The 3,728-nt window shown below is 35.4% G+C and carries 2 protein-coding genes and 4 pseudogenes; all 6 read right to left on the bottom strand.

Annotation, left to right across the window (positions count from 1 at the left end):
• A pseudogene (locus DO88_RS04035) lies at window positions 1-859 on the bottom strand (S41 family peptidase); the annotation flags it as partial.
• Between the two features lie 139 nt (window positions 860-998).
• On the bottom strand, window positions 999-1,460 hold the full coding sequence (locus DO88_RS04040; protein ID WP_033040431.1) for a hypothetical protein: 462 nt from the start codon (window positions 1,458-1,460) through the stop codon (window positions 999-1,001).
• A 195-nt stretch (window positions 1,461-1,655) separates the two neighbouring features.
• Window positions 1,656-1,835 (bottom strand): annotated as a pseudogene (locus DO88_RS18825) (transposase); the annotation flags it as partial.
• Between the two features lie 102 nt (window positions 1,836-1,937).
• Window positions 1,938-2,051: pseudogene (locus tag DO88_RS18820) on the bottom strand (HisA/HisF-related TIM barrel protein); the annotation flags it as partial.
• Window positions 2,033-2,389 (bottom strand): annotated as a pseudogene (locus tag DO88_RS04045) (HisA/HisF-related TIM barrel protein); the annotation flags it as partial. The pseudogenes DO88_RS18820 and DO88_RS04045, both read right to left, overlap by 19 nt.
• Before the next feature lie 477 nt (window positions 2,390-2,866).
• Entirely contained in the window at window positions 2,867-3,691 is an 825-nt protein-coding gene (locus DO88_RS04050; RefSeq protein ID WP_033040429.1) for an alpha/beta fold hydrolase, read from the bottom strand.
• Between the last annotated feature and the right edge of the window lie 37 nt (window positions 3,692-3,728).

The following is a 3,728-nucleotide window of genomic DNA, read 5'->3' as shown; positions in this document are numbered from 1 at the left end:
ATTGACCTATTGAATTCACCATAACCTCTTTTGTTGCTTTTACGTCATTATTTGAGAAATCATCAAAGTTACTTATCTTTAAATAGGCAATATTTTGAGGCGTTTTTGCTAAGGTAAAATTATCGTGATATTGAAGAGTGGAATAGTTTTTATCAATGTAATTCTTAATGTTTTCCTGAGACTTTTCAATTAATGCGGTATGTAATTCCCAGTAAGTTGAGTATTCAGGGTAATTTACTGAGTGCGCTTTTAATTCATCCCCAAATGACCACTTTCTTGGTGAGTAATGTGAAAGCCTATCAAGTTCTTGATTAAGTAATATGGCATGACCGTCGCGTAATTCTTTAAGAAAGTCATCTATGATACTAAATAGCTCATCTTGCGTAGTTTTTGAGGTTATTCTTTTTTGCCAAAGTTTTCTCTGCTCAACCCAACTAATATTTTTATCTTTTGAAAATGCATAGTGCTCTTCAAAATTATTCATTAGAACGTCAAGAACAATACTGGCATTAAATTCATAGTTTTTGTCTTTTATACTAACAATTTTTTTGGATTGACATTGAGCGGGTAAACTATCTAATTTCGTTAGTTTTAACGGAAATAAACCACCAAAGTTAAGTAAGCGAGTATATTTATTCACTTTTTGTGTTTCTTCGATGAACGAGATTTGTTCAAACTCATCGGTGATAAAGTGGTTTTCCAAACAATGCTTAGTTGTTAAATCAAAAGCTGTTGTTTTATTGTCCACAGTATGAAAAACGTAACCATAACCTTGGGTTTTCCAAGTTGTCTCTGCGGAGATCGCAGAATTAATAGTACAAAGTAGGGTGAGAAGAAATAACAAAATTTCTTTATTCAAAGTTTATTCCTAATAGTGAATCACAGCCAAACTAGGCTAAGCGGAAAATTACTGTTGGCTAAATTAAGTGAGGCTCACCATTTTAAAAATTTGCAATTAATAGCTAAATTTTACTGGTCGTCCACCTCCGGGCGTGTTGTTAGTTATCAAAGTCGAATGACTTAGTAATCATCGGCTGAAAACGCCAACCCCAGATACAAATATCTTTAGCTCTGAAAGTCACTGAGCCTGTTAACTTTTGATTGTCTTTATCTTTTAATACCACAACATAATTAACTAAACCGTATGGCTCAGTTTCATGTAATTGAACATTTGCATCAATAATTTCAGGGTTTTTGAATTTACTTAGATCAGCGAACTTGTTTAGTTGTTCGTAAGCAGCCTCTAAATTTGATAAAGACGTTTTTTCTGCAATATCTGAGCATAAAAGCTCATGGGGTTTTTTAAACTGTTTTTTAGTCAAATATAAATTAACAAACTCATGAGCTTTCGCTTTTGTATTATTAATTGATGACTCAAAGAAGGCTTTCGCATCAAACCCTTCTGCATTTGATTGGAAGCTAAATAAAAACGTTAATAGCAATATACGTGATAATTTCACAATTCTATCCTTGATAGCTAACGAGCCTGTAGATTAACTCGTTCTTTTATTTATTTTTATTGATAAATAGACCATAGCCGAGTTCCTATTTTGGTTCAATTGATTACTGTATTTTTACGCAGAATATAAAGAAGTGTTCGATATTGTTTTAATTGGCGTTTTGGACGGGATTACGGGTGCTTTAGTGGCTTTATTTTAGATTAAAAAGGCTTCCCCTTTTAAATGCATCGTGTTTTGCAGCTTTTCTATATTATGAACGAGGCAATAAAGTTGCCATTGCGTATTAACTTTCGTTTGACCTCGTAAGATCAATTTATTCATGCCTTTGTTGACGGTAATATTGCCGAACACGGGTTCAATACAGCCTAATCGTTTGCAAACACAATAAACTAGAAAACACAATAAACTAGACATCCATCCTAAATTTGCACTTTCTAAGGTGCACAGTTTTATTTTTTAATTAGAGTGGCTGTCTGGTTTAGTTGCCATTGTTAAAATATCGCCAACAACTTCATGGCCTTTAAACTTAACGCCTTTAACTACTTGGCCGTCTTTAACGTCTAAACACGGGATTATGCGTTTTGATAACATGCCAGTGCCTCCTCAACGCTAAATGCGCCATCAAGCAATGATTTACCTAAAATAACGCCGCCCACACCAAGCTCTTTAAGCTTTTTAATGTTATCTAGTGAGCTTACACCCCCTGAGGCTTGCACTTTAATTGTGCTGTTGTGACGAGTTAAATCTTCGTAAAGCTCAAATGATGGGTCCGTCATGGTGCCATCTTTACTGATGTCCGTACATAAAAAATCAATAACACCTAAGCTTACATAAAAATCTACCAGCTCAAGCAAACCAAATTCAGATTCACTTGACCAACCGTGCGTAGCAGGTGCCCAGCCCGTAGCTGTTTTATTTACATCAAGAGAGTACATTAGACTCCCAACCTAATTCTCTTTATTAATAATCGCATAAAGAGAGTTGAACTCTTTACCAAAAAGTAAGTTTACTGGCTAAGTTTTGTAGTTCAATTAAGTTGGCTGTCTAGTTTTCACTTATCAGTAGGCTTCTACGAGCATATGGGTTTTAAAGTAGTTTATCGTTAACCACTTGATGATATGGGAAAACCTTTTCCAATTCTGCATATGACACTTTAAAGCTCGGTTTGTCGTAACCAAGTTTGTTAGAAGAAACGCCTAAAGCTAATAACTTTGGGCGTTTCCGTATACGGTGAAAAGTCCAATACAAACGTTTAAAGTTTCAAGATACTTTTTCTCATCTGAACTGTGCCACTTAGTCATTTGGGCTAGGAAGGTTTTGTCCAAAAACGAGTTTATCGACCATCGGCTTCTCTCTCTTTGCCGAAGTTCGGCTCAGTGCCATGAGCGGACGGTGATAACGCCCACTTATAAGCCATTAACTAAATCAACTGTTTGTTCAATCGCTATATTAACTAAGTTAGGCGAATCAATAGGTATATTGTGGCCCGTTGAATTCGAAACTATATGGATCGAATTAGGGTTATGCCGTATTAATGAAGAGTGGAGCTCTCTCCATATTTCCTTCCCTTGTTCACTGTGACCAATCCACCAATCGCTTTCTCCTAATTTACTGGAGGTGACAATAACAGTTGGTATTTTAGTAATAGAGCCTTTATCCTTTAATTGCTCATTTTGATATATTTTTTGCAAAACTTGCCACTCTTGGCTTTGAGCCAAAAGCGAATTTAGCCTTTTATTATCTCTCACCGCCCAGGCTTTATTTAACTGAATTAGCTTTTTCGAAAACTGCTCGTGACTTGGATCTAGTAACACTAAGCCTATCACTTGCTCCGGATAAGAAATAGCATATTCACGAACATGAATACCTCCAAATGAGTGCCCCATTAATATAATATTTCTATCAATATTTAATAGCTTTAGTAGAGCGTGTAGGCGCTTATTAGATTCCGGAATAGAAGCATCAATAGTTGGTGTTGAGCAGCCATTGCCAGCACGGGAATAAATAATAACTCGATATTTAAGCATTTTTAATTTAGCTAATAGTGGCTTCCAATAATTAACCCCCATCCCTACGCCCGACTCAATAATGATATTAATATCTCCAGCACCTATATCAATATATTCAAGCTGCATATTTTCAATCGTAGCAGAACTGACTTTAGACTCGGCAAGGACAGTGAAATGAGTTAAAAGAATACTTATAAAAAATAAAAAAATAGAAGGCTTCAATGATATATCCTAAGCTTATAGACATAATGACTCCCAC

Source organism: Pseudoalteromonas sp. S3431 (assembly GCF_000690035.1).
GTDB lineage: Bacteria > Pseudomonadota > Gammaproteobacteria > Enterobacterales > Alteromonadaceae > Pseudoalteromonas > Pseudoalteromonas fuliginea.
The sequence above is the reverse complement of the archived record's forward strand: the minus strand, read 5'-3'. Positions and strand labels throughout refer to the sequence as shown.